This is a genomic window from Zavarzinia aquatilis, assembly GCF_003173035.1.
Classification (GTDB): domain Bacteria; phylum Pseudomonadota; class Alphaproteobacteria; order Zavarziniales; family Zavarziniaceae; genus Zavarzinia; species Zavarzinia aquatilis.
Genome location: NZ_QGLE01000003.1, coordinates 354,361 through 371,680, shown reverse-complemented (window position 1 = coordinate 371,680; position 17,320 = coordinate 354,361). Strand labels below are relative to the sequence as shown.

The 17,320-nt window shown below is 66.9% G+C and carries 10 protein-coding genes; 1 reads left to right on the top strand and 9 read right to left on the bottom strand.

Annotated elements, in window-relative coordinates:
* Position 1: 1 nt before the first annotated feature.
* From mraY to DKG74_RS07910, 9 genes are all read right to left on the bottom strand, one after another.
* Positions 2–1,087: a phospho-N-acetylmuramoyl-pentapeptide-transferase gene (mraY, locus tag DKG74_RS07950; RefSeq protein ID WP_109904438.1), complete on the bottom strand. Its 1,086-nt coding sequence runs from the start codon at positions 1,085–1,087 to the stop codon at positions 2–4.
* Between the two features lie 28 nt (positions 1,088–1,115).
* Positions 1,116–2,525: a UDP-N-acetylmuramoylalanyl-D-glutamyl-2,6-diaminopimelate--D-alanyl-D-alanine ligase gene (locus DKG74_RS07945; RefSeq protein WP_109904436.1), complete on the bottom strand. Its 1,410-nt coding sequence runs from the start codon at positions 2,523–2,525 to the stop codon at positions 1,116–1,118.
* Positions 2,522–3,991 carry a UDP-N-acetylmuramoyl-L-alanyl-D-glutamate--2,6-diaminopimelate ligase gene (locus DKG74_RS07940; protein WP_109904434.1) on the bottom strand — a complete coding sequence of 490 codons (1,470 nt, stop codon included), beginning with the start codon at positions 3,989–3,991 and terminating at the stop codon, positions 2,522–2,524. Before DKG74_RS07940 ends, DKG74_RS07945 begins: the two co-directional genes overlap by 4 nt.
* 11 nt (positions 3,992–4,002) lie before the next feature.
* Complete coding sequence (locus tag DKG74_RS07935; protein WP_243404051.1) at positions 4,003–5,775, bottom strand: peptidoglycan D,D-transpeptidase FtsI family protein; 1,773 nt, start codon at positions 5,773–5,775, stop codon at positions 4,003–4,005.
* Positions 5,772–6,491 carry a cell division protein FtsL gene (gene ftsL, locus DKG74_RS21470; protein WP_133251538.1) on the bottom strand — a complete coding sequence of 240 codons (720 nt, stop codon included), beginning with the start codon at positions 6,489–6,491 and terminating at the stop codon, positions 5,772–5,774. The genes DKG74_RS07935 and ftsL overlap by 4 nt, the downstream gene beginning before the upstream one ends.
* Positions 6,488–7,465 (bottom strand): 16S rRNA (cytosine(1402)-N(4))-methyltransferase RsmH, encoded by a 978-nt coding sequence (rsmH, locus tag DKG74_RS07925; protein WP_109904636.1) that lies wholly within the window; start codon positions 7,463–7,465, stop codon positions 6,488–6,490. The genes ftsL and rsmH overlap by 4 nt, the downstream gene beginning before the upstream one ends.
* A 5-nt stretch (positions 7,466–7,470) precedes the next feature.
* Entirely contained in the window at positions 7,471–7,971 is a 501-nt protein-coding gene (locus DKG74_RS07920; protein WP_109904430.1) for a division/cell wall cluster transcriptional repressor MraZ, read from the bottom strand.
* Positions 7,972–8,388: 417 nt separating this feature from the next.
* The gene (locus DKG74_RS22400; RefSeq protein ID WP_165837586.1) at positions 8,389–15,216 is read right to left on the bottom strand and encodes a M10 family metallopeptidase C-terminal domain-containing protein; all 6,828 of its coding nucleotides are present in this window, start codon (positions 15,214–15,216) and stop codon (positions 8,389–8,391) included.
* Positions 15,217–15,472: 256 nt separating this feature from the next.
* Positions 15,473–16,387 (bottom strand): LysR family transcriptional regulator, encoded by a 915-nt coding sequence (locus DKG74_RS07910; RefSeq protein WP_109904426.1) that lies wholly within the window; start codon positions 16,385–16,387, stop codon positions 15,473–15,475.
* Between the two features lie 133 nt (positions 16,388–16,520).
* Between DKG74_RS07910 and DKG74_RS07905 the strand changes: the two genes are divergently transcribed.
* Entirely contained in the window at positions 16,521–17,294 is a 774-nt protein-coding gene (locus DKG74_RS07905; protein ID WP_109904634.1) for an SDR family oxidoreductase, read from the top strand.
* The last annotated feature ends 26 nt before the right edge of the window (positions 17,295–17,320 follow it).

Below are 17,320 nucleotides of genomic sequence, written 5' to 3'. Positions count from 1 at the left end.
CTCACCTCAGCTTCAGCGTGGCGAGGCCGACCAGGGCGAGCACGACGGCGATGATCCAGAAGCGGATCACCACGGTCGGCTCCGACCAGCCCTTCTGTTCGAAGTGATGGTGTAGCGGCGCCATGCGAAACACGCGCTTGCCGGTCAGCTTGAAGGAAATGACCTGAACGACGACCGACACGGTCTCGAGCACGAAGAGGCCGCCGACGATGGCGAGCACCAGTTCGTGCTTCACCGCGACGGCGATGGCGCCGAGCGCACCGCCAAGGGCGAGGCTGCCGGTATCGCCCATGAAGACCATGGCCGGCGGCGCGTTGAACCACAGGAAGCCGAGACCGGCGCCGACGAGGGCGCCGCAGAACACGGCGAGTTCACCCGCCCCGGCGACATGGTGGATTTGCAGGTAATCGGCGAAGCGGAAGTTGCCGACCAGATAGACGATGATGCCGAAGGCCCCGGCCGCGATCATCACGGGCACGATGGCGAGTCCGTCGAGACCATCGGTCAGGTTGACGGCATTGCCGGCGCCAACGATGACGAAGACCGCCACCGGAACGAAGAACCAGCCAAGCTGGATCAGCAGATCCTTGAAGAAGGGGATCGCCAGCGCGGTCGAATGTTCCGGCGTCGTGATGGCGACGATCCAGCCGACGGCGCCGGTCGCGACCACGACCTCGAGCAGAAGCTTCAGCTTGCCCGGCACGCCCTTGGGATTGACCTTGGAAACCTTCAGATAGTCGTCGGCGAAACCGATCAGGCCGAAACCGAGGGTGACCACGGTCACCGCCCAGACATAGCCCGACGACAGGTCGGCCCAGAGCAGGACCGAGACGACGAGGCCGATCAGGATCAGGAAGCCGCCCATGGTCGGCGTACCCTGCTTGCTCAGATGGGTTTTCGGCCCGTCCGTGCGGATGGGCTGGCCCTTGCCCTGCTTGGTCTTCAGCCAGGAAATCAGACGCGGGCCAAGCACGAAGGCGACCAGAAGGGCGGTCAGGGTCGCCCCGCCGGTCCTGAAGGTCAGGTACCGGAAGAGGTTGAAAACCGCGAACTGGTCGGCCAGCGGGGCCAGGAGGTTGAACAGCATGACGCTTCCCAAAGACTGTCCGACGCCCTCACGGGGCCGAATCAGCCGAATCAAGCTTTAGTAGTGTAGCGATGATCGAAGCCATATAACTGCCCAAAGATCCCTTCACCACCACAACATCTGCTTGACGAACCGCCTCTGACACATAGGGCGCCAGGCTCGTCGAGTCGGATGTGTGACAGCCGCGGATAGGGGCGGGCAGGGCTTCGTAGAGGGCCTTCATATGGGGGCCGCAGGCGAAGACGAGATCGACGCCCGAGGCGACGAGCGCATCGGCGAGACCGGCGTGCAGGGCATCGGCGTCGGCCCCCAGTTCGCGCATGTCGCCAAGCACGGCGATGCGCCGGCCGCGCGGCCCGGGTTCGGACAGGGCGAGATTGGCGAAAGCCGCCCGCATCGAGGCGGGGCTGGCGTTATAGCTTTCGTCGACGAGGGTAAAGCTGCCACCGGACGCGAGGGTGACGACATGGGCCCGGCCACGACCGGCCGGCGGCTTCATCTCGGCCAGCGCCAGCGCGGCGAGGCTGAGGTCGGCGCCCGACAATTCGACCGCGGCCATGACGGCGAGCGAATTCATCGCCCAGTGCCGGCCCGGCGTGCCGATCTTGTAAGTCAGGTGGCGGCTGCCGACCATGGCGTCGACCACCACCATATGGGGCTTCAGCACGAGGTCGAGCAGGCGGACATGGCAGCCGGGCGCCGTGCCGAAGGCCGCGACATGCAGGCCCCGCGCCGCCGCCGCCACGGCCAGCCGGTCGAAATGCGGATTGTCGCGGTTCAGCACCGCGGCACCGCCCGCCGGCACCCCGGCGAAGATTTCCGCCTTGGCGTCGGCGATCGCCTCGACCGAGGGGAAGAATTCCATATGCGCCGGCTCGACCGTGGTGATCACGGCGATATGCGGCCGGACGAGGCGCGACAGCGGCGTCAGTTCGCCCGGGTGGTTCATGCCCATCTCGAACACGCCATAGCGCGTCTCGCGCGGCATCCGGGCGAGTGTCAGCGGCACGCCGACGTGATTGTTGAAACTGCCGACCGAGGCATGGGTCGGCCCACTGGGCGCCAGCGCGACCTTCAGCGCCTCCTTGGTGCCGGTCTTGCCGACGCTGCCGGTGACGCCGATGGCGACGACATCGGCGCGGGCGCGGGCGGCGCGGGCCATGTCCTCGAGCCCGACCATCGTGTCGGCGACGATAACGAGGCCGGCATCTTCGGCCACGCCTTCGGGCACATGGGTGACGAGGGCGCCGGCCGCCCCGGCGGCGAGGGCGCGGGCGACGAAATCATGGCCATCGACCTTGCTGCCGGACAGGGCGACGAAGAAATCCCCGGTCTCGACCTTGCGCGAATCGAAGACGACATGGGCGACGTCGAAATCGCTCAGCGCCTTGCCGCCGGTCGCGGCGGCGATCTCGGCCGACGTCCAGAGCGCGCTCATGCCGCCCCTCCCCTCATGATGCGCAGGGCCGTGCGCACGACGGCGCGGTCGTCGAAGGGGCGGGTCTCGCCCTTCACGATCTGACCCTGCTCGTGGCCCTTGCCGGCGACGACGACGACATCGCCCGCCGACAGGTCGGAGACGGCGGCGGCGATGGCGGCGGTACGGTCGCCGATCTCGACCGCGCCGGGGCTGGCGGCGAGGATCGCGGCGCGGATCGTCGCCGCCTCTTCGCTGCGCGGGTTGTCGTCGGTGACGATCACCCGGTCGGCGAGGCGGGCGGCGATGCGGCCCATTTCCGGCCGCTTGCCGGGATCGCGGTCGCCGCCGCAGCCGAAGACGACGATCAGGCGCCGCTCGACGTGGGAGCGGAGGGCCGCCAGCACCCGCTCCAGCGCGTCGGGCGTATGGGCGTAGTCGACGAAGACCGGGGCGCCGCTGGCATGAACCCCGGCGAGTTCGAGCCGGCCGGGCACGCCGCGCAGGCCGGCGATGGCGCCGACCGCAGCGCCGGCATCGGTGCCGGTGCAGACGACAAGGCCAAGGGCGACGAGGGCGTTGGCGGCCTGGAAATCCCCGGCCAGCGGCAATTCGACTTCGAACATCTCGCCGAACAGCGACAGGCGCAGGGCCTGTCCGGCCGCCGTCGGCTGGCGGCGCAGGAGGGCGATATCCGCCCCCTCCCCGCCCAGGGTGACGAGGCGAAGGCCGGCCTCGCGGGCGGCGCGGGCGATGGCGACGCCCGGCTCGCCCGCCTGATTGACGATGGCGGGCGCGCCCGCGGGCAGCAGTGTGTCGAACAGCCGGCGCTTGGCCGCGAGGTAGCTGCCGAAATCGTGGTGATAGTCGAGATGGTCGCGGGTCAGATTGGTGAAGGCGCCGGCCGACAGGCGGACGCCGTCCAGCCGCCGCTGATCGAGACCGTGGCTCGACGCTTCCATCGCCGCATGGTCGATACCGCGGGCGGCGAGATCGGCCAGCACCCGGTGCAGCACGACCGGATCGGGCGTGGTCGCGCCGAGGGGGGCATCGCCCGCCGCCGTGGTCACGCCCAGGGTGCCGATGGCGGCGGCTGGCCGGCCGGTGGCTTCCCAGATCTGGCGGGTGAAGCTGGCGACCGAGGTCTTGCCATTGGTGCCGGTAACGGCGACGACGGTCGACGGCTGGGCACCGAACCAGCGCGCGGCAGCCAGCGCGAGGGCGCGGCGCGGGTCGGCGGCGGCGATCACGGGAACGGACCCGACCTCGATCCCGTCGGCCGAGGCGGCGACGATGGCGGCGGCGCCCTTCGCGATGGCGTCGGCGACATAGCGCCGGCCGTCGTCCCGACTCCCCGCGAGGGCGAAGAACAGGGCGCCGGGCACGACCGCGCGGCTGTCGGCGGTGATCGCGGAAATGTCGGTGGCGCCGACCGCCGGACCTGGGACAAGGTCCGGGATCAGGTCGGCGAGGCGTTGCGTCGCCATGTCTCTGTCCTTCAGTCCTTGTCGGTCGACGCGCTGATCAGCACGCCGCCTTCGGTCGCGGGATCGGGGCCGTCGGTCGGCAGGACGCCCAGCATGGGCGCGATACGTTCGACGATGCGGCCGACCGTGGGGGCCGCCGTCCAGCCGCCGGTGGCATAGCCGTAGGTTTCCTTGGTGCCCTTCGGCTCGTCGATCATGACGAGCACGACATAGCGCGGCTCGGTCATCGGGAAGGCCGAGACGAAGGAGGACAGCAGCGCCTTGCGGGCATAGCCGCCGGCCGCGGCCTTTTCCGCCGTGCCGGTCTTGCCGCCGATCCAGTAGCCCGGAACGTCGGCCTTCTTGCCCGTGCCCATGGTGACGACGAGGCGCATCAGCTTGCGCATGGCGGCCGAGGTCTTGGACGAGATCACCCGCTCGCCCGCGGGCGGATGGGCGCTGTCGGGATGCAGCAGGGTCGGCTGGAAATAGATGCCGCCGTTGACGAGGGCGGAAACACCCGTGGACAGATGCAGCGGCGTGACCGACAGACCATGGCCGAAGGCGATGGTCATCGCATTGATTTCGCGCCAGGGATTGGGCACCAGCGGCGAGCCCGTCTCCGGCAGTTCGACCGACAGGCGGCGGGTCATGCCCAGCTTGGTCAGGAAGGCGCGCTGGGTGTCGACCCCGGCGTCGAGCGCCATCTTCACCGAGCCGATGTTGGACGAGTAGATGAAGATTTCCGGCACCGAGAGCCAGCGATACTTCGGATGGTCGTCATTGATCGTGAAGCGGGCGATGCGGATCGGATGGGTCGCGTCATAGGACGAGGTCAGCTTGGCGACGCCGCTGTCGAGGGCCATCGCCGTGTTGAACGTCTTGAAGGTGGAACCCATCTCGTAGGTGCCGAGGGTGGCGCGGTTGAAGCGGTTCTCGGGCGTTGCGTCGCGCGGGTTGTTCGGATCGAAATCGGGCAGCGAGGCCATGGCGAGGATTTCGCCCGTGCGCACGTCCTGCACCAGCGCCGCGCCGCCGATGGCGCGGAAGGTCTGGATCGCCTTGGCCAGCTCGTCGGTCACGGCGTGCTGGATGCGGATGTCGATCGACAGCTGCAGCGGCTTGCCGGCGCGCAAGGGGTCGCGCAGGTCCTCGTCGAAGCGGGCCTCGATGCCCGAGATGCCCTTCGAGTCGATGTCGACGAAGCCGAGGATATGGGCCGCCAGCCGGCCGAAGGGATAGACCCGGCGCTCCTCGCGCTGGAAGGCGAAGCCGGGCAGGCCGAGGCTGTTCACCTCGTATTCCTGACGCGGGGTCAGGTTGCGGCGGATCCAGACGAAGCTCTTGCCCGAGCGCAGCTTGGCATCGAGCTCGACCCGCGACAGGTCGGGCAGCACCCGCATCAGCTTGGACACCGCCTCGTCGACGTCGATCAGCTTGGTCGTGTTGGCGTAGAGCGAGGCCGTGGTCAGGTTGGTGGCCAGCACCGTGCCGTTGCGGTCGGTGATGGCCGCGCGTTCGGCGATCGGCTCGCCCGAGGTCGCGGCGCGGCTGTCGTCCGGCTGGCTAAGGATCGTCAGGTCGAACAGGCGCAGGCTAAGCGCGAGGAAGCAGAAGCAGAACACGGCGCCGAGGATCATCAGCCGGCTGCGGCCGATCTCGATCGCCGTCTTGGCCTGACCGTCGAGCATGACCGTCTGGCCGGTGCGCGGCCCGACATAAAGCGTGACGCCTTCCGGGATATGAACCTGGGTCAGGGACGGCTGTCGCCCGACGTTCAGCGGTTCGCGATCCATCTCGGTCATCGGCGCCCCGTCGGATAGCTGGCTTCGGCATTGGCGAACAGGCTGTCGATATCGGCGATGGTCTGATCGTCGTAGGACGTCGCCGAGACCGGCGTCGCGCGCGGCACTTCGGCCGTCCGCGTGACCGGGGGCGCCGCCGGACGCGCCGGAGCCGGCGCGGGCGCGGGGCTGCGCGCCGGCACGGTGGCGGGGACCGCCGGGGCGGCGGGCTTGGCCGGCGCGGGCTTGGCGGCGGCCGGGGCCATCGCCGGGGCGGGCTTCTGCGGGCTGGCGGCCGCGGGGGCCGAGGCAGGCTCGACCCGGGCCGGGGCCGCGCGGCCGGCCTGGGGCCGCAGGGTCGGCATCGGCACGCCGGACGGCGCGCTGGCGGACGGCGGCACGGCATAGGCGACCAGCCCGTCACCCGGGGTGGCGGAGCCGGGGGCGATATCGGGCGTGACCGGGCGCAGGGGCAGACGGTCGATCGTGGTGATCTGCGTCGGCTTCACCGGTTTCAGGTCGAGATAGCGCTCGGCCAGATCCTGGATGCGCGAGGGCTGGTTCATGAAGGCCCATTCAGCGTCGAGCACCTGGATCGACTGCCGCTCGCGGGTCACGCCGCGGTGCAATTCGCGCGCTTCCTGTTCGAGCAGGCGAACCTCGTATTTCACCTGATAGAGGGTGGCGGCGGTACCGACGGCGAGGCCGATCGCGGCCAGGGTCAGGATGCGGCTCATCGGCGGGCCTCCTCGGTGATGGGGAATGCCGGGGCCGTGGTCCGCCGCGCCGCACGCAGGCGGGCCGAGCGGGCCCTCGGATTGATGCGGATCTCGTCGTCGCCCGGCTTGGCGGCGCCGCGGAACAGCAGGTCGAAACTGGGCGCCCGTCCGCCGGCACGAACGGGCGCATGGCGCGACGGAGCACCCTCTGCCCCGGCACGCTTGGACAGGAACCGTTTCACGGCCCGGTCCTCGAGACTGTGGAACGAAACGACGGCGAGACGACCGCCCGGCCGCAGAAGGCGCTCGGCGGCGGCGAGGCCGCGATCAAGCTCGCCCAACTCGTCGTTCACGGCGATGCGCAGGGCCTGGAAGGTCCGGGTCGCGGGGTGGATGCGGTCGCGCTCCGCCCCGCGGCCGATGGCGCGGGCGACGATGTCGGCAAGGGTGCGCGTGCGCGTGATCGGGGCTTCGCCCCGGGCCGCCACGATGAAACGGGCAATCCGGCGCGAGGCGCGTTCCTCGCCGAAGTCGTAGATGATGTTGGCGAGGTCTTCCTCGGCCGTTTCGTTCACGATATCGGCGGCGGTGCGGCCGGGGCCGCCCATGCGCATATCGAGGGGGCCGTCCTCGCGGAAGGAGAAGCCCCGCTCCGCCTCGTCGAACTGCATGGAGGAGACGCCGAGGTCGAGGGCGACGCCGTCGACACCGTCGATGCCACGCGCGGCGAGCAGGCTTTCCATGTCGCCGAAGCAGCCTTCGAGCATGGCGAAACGCGCGCCGAATTCCGCCTCGAAGGCGCGGCCGCGCGCCACCGCCGTCGGGTCGCGGTCGATGCCGACGACGAGCCGGGGGCCGGCGCCGAGAAAGGCGCGGGCATAGCCGCCGGCGCCGAAGGTGCCGTCGACAATGGTCTCGCCCGGCTGGGGCGCGATCGCCTCGACCACTTCGCGGCCAAGGACCGAGATATGGGGGCCGTCGGTGTTCAGCATGTCGCTCATGCCGCGCCTCCCCCGTTGGTGCCGCCATTGCCGGTGGCGGGCGCGCGGGCCGGCCAGGACAGGCGGGTCCGCGTTTCGCGGGTGATCTGGGCGGCCTTGGCGTTCATTTCGGCGAAGGCCGTCGGCTCCCAGATGCGGAACTGCTGGCCGAGGCCGACGAAGACCACGGCTTCCGACAGGCCGGCATGGGCGATCAGGTTTTCCGGCAGGATGATGCGGCCTTCCGGATCGAAACCGAGCTGGTGCGAGGCGCCGAAGATGGCGGTCGAGAAGGCTTCACGCTCCTCCGAGAAGGGCGGCAGTTCGTCGACCATGGCGGCGAGGCGCTCGAAATAGGCCGCGCCCGAGCCGTCGATGGCGGCATAGTCGAGCGAGGGATAGACGAAGACGCCGTTGAAGCCCTGGGACGCGGCGAGCGAGCGGAAGGGCGCCGGGACGGAAACCCGCCCTTTCTTGTCCACCTTGTTGGTGTATGTGGACGTGAACAACGCCAGCATCGAATGCCCCCGGTCCACCCCGCGCGCTGCGACGGGTCAGGGGCTTGTCGCGCCTGCGAGATGGGATGATCTGGGATATCATGGGTAAAGATGGGCGGTCAATGGGCGGACAGGGTAAATGGCGGCAATGAATCCCCATTTACGCCTTCTGGAGAAGCGCCACGGGCTCGGTCGGAACAAACGCGAAACGGCGCGAAAGCGCACCTGGCCTCGATAATGGGGGTTTGTCGGAGGACGTTTCCACGAATTGCCCTGGAAACCCATCTCTCTCGAAAGAGGCGCCCGCTTCGACCCCGGGCGCCGGTGCCGGAGCGTCATCGCCGGCACACACAATCCAGCCCTCACACCCCCGCTCCCGGCGGGCTGAGGCATGGACTGGAAGCGGGGGCCGACCTTGCCGGTCGGCCCCCCCATGCGTCAGACCACCACGAAGTCCAGGCTGCTGAGCGCGGCCTTGTTGTCCAGCGTGGCGAACTGGATCATGTCGATGGCGCCCGACCCGTCTTCGTCGAAGAAGAGCGTACCCGCCGCGCCGTCGTACAGAATGCGGTCGCTGTCATCCACGACCCCGTTCGAGATATCCTTGAAGGCCGCGGCGGCGAGGCCGCCGAGCGCCAGCGTATTGAAGATGGCGGACGAAAGCTGGATCAGGTCGTGGACCGGCGCGGACGCCACACTGAAATCCATGATCCTGTCGATGTTCCCGGCGCCGAGCGCGGTGCTGAACACGAAGGTATCGGCACCACCGAAGCCGAACAGCGAATCATTGCCCAGGCCGCCGTTCAGGATGTCGTTGCCATCCCCCGTCCTGAGGCTGTCGTTGCCATTGCCGGTCCAGAGATTGAAGCGCTCGACACCCGAGAACGCCACCCGATTGCGGTCGCCATAGTCGGGATCCCCGCGGTAGGTGCCGCTGTAGCCCGTGGCCAGACTGCCCGTGACGTCGTAACTATAGATGTCGTAACCCGACACCGCCGACCAGTTGACCACCAGCGTGTCGCCCTTGCCGGCCCCCAATGCCGCCACATCCTTGCCACCGGCGACGGTCACGGTGTCGTTGCCCGCGCCCGTGGTGACCGTGTCATCGAAGAAATCGGCCCGCGTCGTGATGACGTCGGCCCCCGCCCCCGTGGTCAGGGTCAGCATTTCGATGCCGCGCACCGACCCGCCCGTGCCGTAGGTTGCTGCACCGGCGCTGTTCAGGTCCAGCACGAATGCCTGTCCCGATGTCAGCGCCGACTTGTCGGCGACCCAGCGGTCGTTGCCGGCGCCGCCGTCGATGACGTCGTTGCCCTTGCCCGACGACAGCGTGTCGTTGCCGCCACCGCCGTTCAGGGTGTCGTTGCCATCCCCGGTCGCGATGGCGTCGCCCTCGCTGCCCCCCTTGATGTCGAAATGCTCGACCCCCGAGAAATCGACCCGGTTACGGTCGCCGTAATCAGGATCGGCGTGATAGGAGCCGCTGTAGCCCCCGGCGAGGGTGCCTACAATATCATAGCTGCCGAAGCCATAACCGGCCGTACCCGACCAGTCGATCACCAGCGTATCGCCCGTGCCCGCCCCCATGGACACCACATCCTTGCCACCGGCGACCGTGACAATGTCGTTGCCCGCCCCCGTGTCGATCGAATCGTTGAGGAAACTGGCCAGTGTCGTGATGACGTCGGCCCCCGCCCCCGTGGTCAGGGTCAGCATTTCGATGCCCTTGACCGATCCGCCGGTGCCATAGGTCGAGGCGGTGGCGCTGCGCAGGTTCAGGATGAAGCCCTGCGACTCCGTCAGGGCCGACTTGTCGGCAATCCAGCGATCGTTGCCCAGACCGCCGTCGATGACGTCATTGCCCTTGCCGGACGACAGCGTGTCGTCGCCCGCCCCGCCGGAGAGCCTGTCGTCGCCGTTGCCGGTCGTGATGCCGTCGTTGCCGTTACCGGTCCTGATGTCGAAATGTTCGACGCCGGTGAAATCGACCCGGTTACGGTCGTTGTAGTCGGGGTCGGCGCGGTAGGTACCGGCATAGCCGGCGACCAGATCGCCCGCGAAATCGTAGCTGCCAAAGCTGTAATCGGTAACGCCCGACCAGTCGACGATCAGCGTATCCACCCCGTCGCCGGCCAGGACGACGTCCTTGCCGCCCTTGATCGTGACGGTGTCCGCGCCGCCGTTCGTCTCGATGAAATCGCCGAGGAAATCGGCCCGGGTGACGATCCTGTCGGCGCCGGCGCCGGTGGCGAAGCGGTTGCCTGGACTGTTCCCGAGCCCCAGCGCCTCGATCCCCCTGACCGAGCCCAATGCGCCCCCCTCGGTCAGACGGTAGCTGGAGGATGACCGATCGAGGTCGATGGTCAGGGCCAGCGTTGCATCGGATTTGTCGGCGTGCCAGCGGTCGGCACCCGCCACCCCGCCGTCGACGACATCGGCGCCCTTGCCCGTGACGATGGTGTCGCTCCCCAGGCCGGCCGCCACTCTGTCGTCGCCGTCGCCGGTGACAATGCCATCGTTGCCGTTACCGGCCTTGATGTCGAATCGCTCGATGCCGGAGAAATCGACCCGGTTACGGTCGGCATAATCCGGGTCCGAGCGGTAGGTGCCGGCATAACCATTGACCAGATCGCCCGCGAACTCGTAACTGCCGAAACTGTAATCGGTAACGCCCGACCAGTCGACGATCAGCGTATCCATCCCGTCGCCGGCCAGGACCACGTCCTTGCCGCCCTTCACCGTGATGGTGTCGGCACCGCCGTTCGTCTCGATGAAATCGCCAAGGAAGTCGGCCCGGGTGACGATCCTGTCGGCACCGGCGCCAGTGGCGAAGCGGGCACCGCCCGCAATGCCCAGCGCCTCGATGCCCTTCACCGTGCCGGTCGACCCGCCCAAGACCAGCCGGTAGCTGGAGGACGACGCGGTCAGGTCGATGATCATAGCCAGCGTCGCGTCCGACTTGTCCGCCTGCCAGCGGTCCGCTCCACCGGTGCCGCCGTCAATGAGGTCAACGCCCTTGCCGCTGACGATGGTATCGTTACCGCCGCCGGTCGCCACGCTGTCATTGCCGTCGCCGGTCACGATGCCGTCATCCTGGCTGCCGGTCTTGACATCGAAATGCTCGATGCCGGAGAAATCGGCCCGGTTACGGTCGGCGTAGTCGGGATCGGAGCGGTAGGTGCCGCCGTATCCGCCGGCCAGATTGCCGGAAAATTCATAGGTGCCAAAGCCGTAACTGGTGACGCCTGACCAGTCGACGATCAGTGTATCCGTGCCGCTGCCGGCGATGATCACATCCTTGCCGGCCTTGATCGTGACGGTGTCATCGCCGCCATTGGTTTCGATGAAATCGCCGAGGAAGTCCCCGCGGGTGACGATCTTGTCATCGCCGGCACCACTGGCGAAGCGGTTGCCATCGCTGTTGCCGAGGCCCAGCGCCTCGATCCCCCGGACCTTGCCGAGCCCGCTGTCGGCGGTCAACCGGTAGCTCGAGGACGAACGGGTAAGGTCGATGACAATGTCCAGCGTCGCATTGGACTTATCGGCGTGCCAGCGGTCGGCGCCGGTCGTCGCGACCCCGTCGACCATCGTCACACCGCCATCAATGTTGTCGACCCCCTTGCCGCTGACGATGGTGTCGTCTCCGCCACCGGTCGCGACAGTGTCGTTGCCATCCCCGGTCGCGATGGCATCGCCCTGGTCTCCGGTCTTGACGTTGAAATGCTCGATGCCGGAGAAAATGACCCGATTGCGATCAGCATAATCGGGATCGCTGTGGTAGCTGCCACTGTATCCATCGGCCAGGCTGCCGGTGAAATCGTAGCTGTAGCTGCCGTAACCGGTGACGCCGGACCAATCGACGATCAGCGTGTCCGTGCCCGCGCCCGCAGCCACGACATCCTTGCCGCCGCCGACCGTGACGGTGTCGTTGCCGGCGCCCGTCGTCAGATTGTCGTCGAAGAAGGCGATCAGGGTCGTGATGATGTCGTTGCCGGCGCCCGTGGACAGGGTCAGCATCTCGATGCCGCGCACCGACCCGCCCGAGCCGTAAGTGGCGGGTGATACGCTGCGCAGGTTCAGCACCATGGGGCGTTGCACGGTGAGGGCCGACTGGTCCGCTATCCAGCGGTCATCGCCCAGCCCGCCATCAATCACGTCATTACCCCTGGCGCTGGACAGCGTATCGTTACCGGCCCCGCCATTGAGGATGTCGTCACCGTCTCCGGTCACGATACCGTCGCCCTGATCGCCCGCCGTGATCTCGAAACGCTCGATCCCCGAGAAATCGACCCGGTTACGGTCGCTGTAGTCGGGGTCGCTGTGATAACTGCCATTATAACCGGCGGCCACACTGCCGGTTATATCGAAACTATAGATGCCGTAACCCGTCACGCCGCCCCAGTCGACAACAAGTGTGTCGGCGCCAGCGCCTGCCTCCACCACGTCCTTGCCGGCGCGTCCGCCACCCAGGCGATCGGCGCCGCTGCCGCCATAAAGGTAATCGTTTCCGGTTCCGCCCGTCAGGTCGAACCGCTCCACGCCGACGAAAGTGGTCGAGAAGAAATATTCAGTGGAATGGGAGACGCCTTCGCTGACCACGGTGACGGTGTGGGAATAGCTGCGATAGACATTGTCCTGCAGGAAGATACCGTAGGAGGCGGCAGACCAGTCCATGATGAGCAGGTCGCCGCTGCCCTGGCCGCCATTGAATACGGCGCTATAGGAGGTCGCCAGATCGACCGCCAGCGTGTCGTTGCCGGCCTTGCCGTCAAAGAACGTGCTGGTGCGCTGGAAGTTGGGGTCTGTCGACGGCATTCCCACGGGATTGACGACGGTCCCCCGCACGTCGAGGAAATCGTTGCCGCTGCCGGCCTCGAGATCAATCGCTTCGATCGAAGACAGAATGGTCCCATTCGACAGCGTCACGGTTCCACTGCCGATGGCGTCTTTCAGAACGATCGAGTTGTTGCCGCCCGACAGACTGATCACGGCGCGATCGAAGCCGTTACCGCCTCGGAGCGTGTCGACGCCGCCGCCGCTAACCAGTGTGTCGTCCCCGCCATTGCCGATCAGCGTGTCGTTGCGTTCGCCGCCGCGCAGCATGTCGCCACCGGCGCCGCCGGTCAGGTTGAAGCGCTCCACCTCCTTGAAGTAGAGGTTCTGGCCGTTGCTGAAAATGCGATAGTTTCCGGCTTCGCCGATCACCGGGGAACTCGTGGTGCCCGGCGCGCTGTAGAGGATGGCGCTCTGCGCCCCGGACCAGTTCATGACCAGCAGGTCGTCGTCACCCGATCCGCCGTCGTAATTGTCGGTGCCACCCGAAGTATCGCTGAAGATCGCGGTATCGTTGCCGCCATGTCCGAAAACCGTGTCGGAGCCGGTGCCGGGTGTGAATGTGTCGCCACCGTCCGAGAAGGGATCGTCGTCGTCGGCCTTCGCCGTGTTCGGATCGACCCGGTACATCCGGACATTGTCGAGCAGCGTGCCGTTGGCATCGGAATCGGTGCTGATTTCCTTGAAGGTCAGTCGATTCTTGTCGCCGCCCGCGCCCACCCCGCCGACGAGGTCAATGTAATAGACCAGGGTGCTCGTGGTCGGGTCGATATAGGCGTTGGTATGGCCGTCGATGGTCCAGTTCAGCTTCTGGCCGCCCCAGTAAACCTCGAGCCGGGCACCGGAGCCATCGAGTTTGCTCGCGTCGAAGGCAAGGCGATAGAGCACGCCGTCTTCGGCCCGCGTCATTTGCTGGGTGATCGCTATGTTGGACGCGGAACTATATTGCTCCATGTCCAGGCCGAACTTGCCTTCCGAAGGGGCGCCCGCCTCGCCGACCGTGAACAGCTCCAGCCCCGGTCCGGACAACCGCGTCCAGCCGTCGACCTCGCTGACCGAAGTGACGTAGCCGTTCGCCCGGACAACCGGATTGGCGATGACCTCGAAACCGCCATTGACGACGAGGTTGCTGTCCGCGCCATAGAAGGTTTCGTTGCCAAGGGCACCGGTGATGGTGTCGGCCCCGAGGCCACCACGGATGATCGTCGTCGTGGTGCTGGAGGTGATCGTGTCGTCGAAGGAACTGCCGGTCAGGTTTTCGATCGAGATCAGCCGGTCGCCGGTCGCGTCGCCACCCGTCGGGGCGATATATTGGGCATGGGACGGGTCAAGTCTCGCGCGGGCCAGGTTGACGGTCACGGCGGCGCTGGACGCGCTGTAACTCACCGTGTCCGTGCCGTTGCCGCCGTCGAGCGTGTCGCCGCCGCCGCGGCCGTCCAGCACATTGTCGGCGTCGTTGCCGGTGATCGTGTCGTTGCCGCCGGCACCGATGGCATTTTCGATCAGCGAACGGGCATCGTTGTTGTAGAGCAGCGCATTGGCGATGTTGCCGCGGGCGAAATGGTTGACGCCGTCGTCGGCGCCCAGCCAGGCCCGCTGCGTGCCCAGCGCCTCATTGCTGACCGTCGTCCAGTTGCCCGGCCGCAGGTCGACGTTCAGCGCCTGGGAGCCGTAATTCGAGAAGTCATAGGTGTCGTTACCGCCACCGTCCCAGATGGTCTGGAAGATCATGTTGCGCGCGGGCGCCTGATCCTGCTGCGGCGTGCCGTTGATCGACATCCGGCCGGTGGTGGTGCTCCACGTATAGACCGAATTGCCGGCGTTGGTCGTGAAGTTGGCGCCATAGAGATATTGCAGCGCCGCGATATCGTCCTGCATCAGTCCGATCGGGTAATCCGCCGCCGTATTGCCGACGGTCGGGCTGCCGACGTACCGCTTGTACGTCATGATCGAATATTCTTGGCTGTCGTGGTCGTTGGGCAGCTTGGGGAAGGCCTCGCCATGGACGGTCTGGCTCGCATGGCCGTGCTTCAGGCCGAGGGCATGGCCGATCTCATGCGCGATGCCGGCGGCCCAGCCGAAAGTGCCGGGCACGGGGCTGTTGTAGGCGGTCTTGTTGAACCAGGCGTCGCCATGGGCATAGTCAGGAAAATTGGTCGGGTCGGGGGGCGTGGCCTCGGCCGAATTATTCGATCCCCCTGGGACGTGGAGCGTGTCGGACGCCCCGCTGTCGATGGAATCGACCATGGCGAAACGCAGGTTGGCGCTGGTGTCGGTCGTGAGCTGGAAGCTCAGCTGCGTCACAGCGGCGACATTGTCCAGCATACGCTGAACACCGGCCTTCTGGGGGTCGCCGAAAGCCACGAGACCGTTGACCGCCTCGTAACCGTCTTCGGTATATTCGGCGGCAGAGCTTGTATAGGCGAAGGTCAATGTCGTGAGGGTCCATTTATACCCCCACAACAGACCGTTAACATCGCCGGTGTCGCCCGCCTTTTTGCTGACGGACGCATAAGTTGTAGAACTGCCGCTCATGAGTGTCCCCCCCGGAACATTACAGTAAAACTATGTCTCTCTCGCAGAACAAAGCAATAGGATTACTGTGTATCTTTGCGGTCGGAATTGCCCACGAATTGACAACAGCGGCCGGTTTCGCCGTCGAACACGACTGTCGGCAAGCGCGCCCCTCTTACGGCCGGGCTTGCCCCGGGATCGCGCGCCGGAGCAGGGCTTCGAGCCAATCCGCGAAAATTTGCAGTCGTCGCGAGAGATGCTGGCGGTGGGGATAGAGCAGTGTCATCGGCATCGCCTCGGCCCGGTGGCCCGGCATGACCTCGACCAGTTCGCCCCGGTCGATATGGGCGCGGACATCATAGGCCGGGATCTGGATCAGGCCGAGCCCGGCCAGGCAACAGGCGATATAGCTCTCGGCGCTATTGACGGTGACGCGCCCCCGCAAGGACCGGCTGCGCAGGACACCGGCCTCGAGCCATTCCCAATCCTCGACCCGCCCGCTCGAAGGAGAGGCGTAGTTGACCGCATGGTGACCGTCCAGATCGGCGGGTGACAGCGGCACCCCATGGCGGGCGAGATAGGCGGGACTGGCGACATTGATCAGCGCGAGGTCGCCGATCCTGCGCGCGACGAGGCCGGAATCGGCCAGCGGCCCCACCCGCAACACGCAGTCGACACCATCCTCCACCAGATCGACCGCCCGGTCGGTCACCCGCAACTCGATGTCGAGTCCGGGATGGCGGTCCAGAAATTCGGGCAGGGCCGGGGCGACGATCAGGCGACCGATCCGCCCCGGCACGTCGACCCGCAACCGCCCGGACGGACCGTCTGCGCCATCGCGGAACAGGCCCTCGGCTTCCTCGACATCGGCGATCAGGCGCAGGCAGCGTTCGTAGAAGGCCGTACCGTCATGGGTCGGCGATACCTTGCGCGTGGTCCGGTGCAGCAGACGGGCCCCGACCCGCGCCTCCAGTTCGCTGATCGCGGCCGAGACCGACGAACGCGGCAGGCCCAGCGTATCGGCCGCCCGCGTGAAGCTGGAACAGTCGACGACCCGGGTGAAGATGCGGAACAGGTCGATGCGGTCCAAGGATCAGGCCTCATTGTCCATGAATTCCGACAGGTCATGTCAGAATAAGGTACTTTATCCAGGTTTTTCAAACGACATGCTGCAAACCCGGAGCGGCGGCACCTCGCGGCCGCGTTATGAGGAGGCGCGTGGCATGACCGACCACAGCATCAAAGGCAAAACCGTCCTGATCGCGGGCGGCGCCAAGAACCTGGGCGGGCTGCTGGCCCGAGATCTCGCCGAACAGGGCGCGAAGGCGGTGGTCATCCATTACAATACCGAAGCGACCAAACCCGCCGCGGAGCAGACGCTGGCGGCGATCCGCGCTGCCGGGGCCGAAGGCGTCGCCCTTCAGGCCGATCTGACCACGGCCGGGGCGATGGAAAAACTGTTCGCCGACACGGTCGCCACCGTGGGCCGGCCCGATATCGCGATCAATACCGTCGGCAAGGTGCTGAAGAAGCCGATCGTTGAGATCACCGAAGCGGAATATGACGAGATGTCGGCGGTGAACGCCAAGACCGCCTTCTTCTTCCTGAAGGAGGCCGGGCGCCACCTGAACGACAATGGCAAGATCTGCACGCTGGTGACCTCGCTGCTGGGTGCCTATACGCCCTTCTATGCGTCCTATGCCGGGACCAAGGCGCCGGTCGAGCATTTCACCCGCGCGGCCTCAAAGGAATTCGGCGCCCGCGGCATTTCGGTGACCGCGATCGGCCCGGGGCCGATGGACACACCCTTCTTCTATCCGGCCGAAGGCGCGGACGCGGTCGCCTATCACAAGACCGCCGCCGCCCTGTCGGCCTTTTCCCGGACCGGCCTGACCGATATCGAGGATATCGTGCCCTTCATCCGCTTCCTCGTCTCCGACGGCTGGTGGATGACCGGCCAGACCATTCTGGTCAACGGCGGCTATACGACGAAGTAAGGGGCGGGGCGGCACCCCCGGGCCGC

Coding starts and splice junctions, on each gene's coding strand:
- mraY (WP_109904438.1), bottom strand. CDS start 1,087: ATGCTGTTCAACCTCCTGGCCCCGCTGGCCGACCAGTTCGCGGTTTTC.
- DKG74_RS07945 (WP_109904436.1), bottom strand. CDS start 2,525: ATGAGCGCGCTCTGGACGTCGGCCGAGATCGCCGCCGCGACCGGCGGC.
- DKG74_RS07940 (WP_109904434.1), bottom strand. CDS start 3,991: ATGGCGACGCAACGCCTCGCCGACCTGATCCCGGACCTTGTCCCAGGT.
- DKG74_RS07935 (WP_243404051.1), bottom strand. CDS start 5,775: ATGACCGAGATGGATCGCGAACCGCTGAACGTCGGGCGACAGCCGTCC.
- ftsL (WP_133251538.1), bottom strand. CDS start 6,491: ATGAGCCGCATCCTGACCCTGGCCGCGATCGGCCTCGCCGTCGGTACC.
- rsmH (WP_109904636.1), bottom strand. CDS start 7,465: ATGCTGAACACCGACGGCCCCCATATCTCGGTCCTTGGCCGCGAAGTG.
- DKG74_RS07920 (WP_109904430.1), bottom strand. CDS start 7,971: ATGCTGGCGTTGTTCACGTCCACATACACCAACAAGGTGGACAAGAAA.
- DKG74_RS07905 (WP_109904634.1), top strand. CDS start 16,521: ATGACCGACCACAGCATCAAAGGCAAAACCGTCCTGATCGCGGGCGGC.